This window comes from Kocuria sp., from assembly GCF_030536815.1.
Classification (GTDB): Bacteria; Actinomycetota; Actinomycetes; order Actinomycetales; family Micrococcaceae; genus Kocuria; species Kocuria gwangalliensis.
Genome location: NZ_JAUNPE010000301.1, coordinates 1 through 1,833 on the forward strand (window position 1 = coordinate 1; position 1,833 = coordinate 1,833).

Consider the following 1,833-nt stretch of genomic DNA (forward strand, 5'->3'; position numbering starts at 1 on the left):
GGGATGCCCAGGCCCCACCACGCGAGGAAGAACAGGAACCAGACCACCAGCATGGCCAGGGACACCGGGATGGTCAAAGACATCAGCGTTCCGATGCCCGCTTTGGGGTACCAGCGCTGCATGAACCCCAGGGTCATGGCGAAGAACGGGTTCAGTGGCGAGATCACGTTCGAGGGCGAGTCGCCGATTCGGAACAGCATCTGCGTGGTTTCGGGCGGTATCGACAGGTACATGAACATGGGTACGACCACGGGCGCGGTCAGCGTCCACTGCGCGGAGCCCGAGGTGATCATGATGTTCACCACCGCGACCAGAAGCACGAACCCGGCGAACAGGACCACGGTGGGCACCCCGGCGTCGCCGAGGAGTTCCGAGCCTCTAATGGCGAGCACCGTGCCCATGTTGGACCAGTCGAACCACGCGATGAACTGCGAGGCCGCGAAGAACAGAACGATCAACGGGGCCACCTGGGTGATGGCCGAAGCCATCATGGGTGGGATGTCCGAGGGTTTACTCAGCGTGCCCGCGACCCAACCGTAGACGGAGCCGCACAGGAAGAACAGGAGCCCGATCGGCACGGCCACACCACTGATGAGCACGGATGTCAGGGGCGACCCGTCCTCACCGGGGAACGGGGTGTTGGGCATGAACATCAGGATGAAGTAGATCGCCAGACCGATGGCCAGCGCGATCATGGCCGCGATCAGACCCCGGATCTCACGCGGGGAGGTCGAGGAGAGGTCCTTGCCGGTGAGGGTTTCGGCCTGGTCACCGTTGCCGTCCTCCTGGGCGGCTCGCTCGGCGGCCTCCTGCTGGTCCAACTCGTTCGCTTCATAGCGCTTGGAGACCTTGGTGAGCACCAGCTCGGAGACCAATGTGATCACCAGGGCAAGCACCACGGCCGAGGCAGCCGAGAAGAAGTAGTTGGCAATCGGGGAGACCGTGTATTCGGGATCCACCAGCTGAGCCGCGGACTGGGTGATGCCGCCCAACAGCGGGTCGGTCAGGTTCACAATGAGTGAGGCATTGAAACCCGCCGAGGACGAGACGAACGCGATCACGGCGCCCAGCACAGCAGAGCGGCCGGCGGCCTTGAACGCCGCAGCGCCCAGGGGAATCAACACCACAACAATGGCGTCAGAGGCGACCGAGCCGGTCACACCGGCCAAAGCCAGGACGAACGTCAACCATCCGGCGGACACACGGGAGACCACGAGTTTCACTGCGGTGTTGATCAGGCCGGTGCGTTCGGCCACGGCCACACCCAACAGCACGGTGATGACCACTCCGAGCGGCGGGAATGTGGCGAAGTTCTCCACGGCCTCACCCACCATGCGCTGCGCGCCCTCGGGGGTCAGGAGGTTTTGAACTGCGACCTCTTCACCGTCGGCGGGGTTCACCGCGGTAATGCCGACACCCGAGAGCACGGCGGACAAGGCAACCACCGCGCCCGCCAAAATGACGAACAACCAGAACGGATCGGGCAGCTTGTTGCCCAGCACCTCCACGACGCTCAGTGCGCGGATCATGGGGCCGTTTTTCTGTGGCTGTTCCGCCGTGCCATCCGCCGCGCTCGAGGATGAGCCATTGGTCTTGCTCGCCGTGCTAGCGGCCTCGGTTTCAGTCATGAAGTTCTCTCATCGGCTGTCGGGTCGAAGGGGCGCCGCGCTCATGCCCGAGTGCCCCACGACACTATCAAGACAGGAATCAAGTCGTGCCACCACGTCATTGACCCGGGTCAATCGGGTGTACATGACGCGCGTCACGGGTTGCTTGCGCTTCGAACCCGGCCCGGGCCCAGCCGGAGCAACGCCTACTTCTGGAACGCCTCCA

General features: G+C 63.9%; 1 protein-coding gene. It reads right to left on the reverse strand.

What is annotated here, in order from left to right; all coding sequences use genetic code 11:
• Window positions 1-1,628, reverse strand: a 1,628-nt coding sequence (locus Q4E95_RS13380) for an AbgT family transporter (protein WP_303383769.1), incomplete at its 3' end; no start/stop codon positions are given.
• Window positions 1,629-1,833 lie beyond the last annotated feature (205 nt).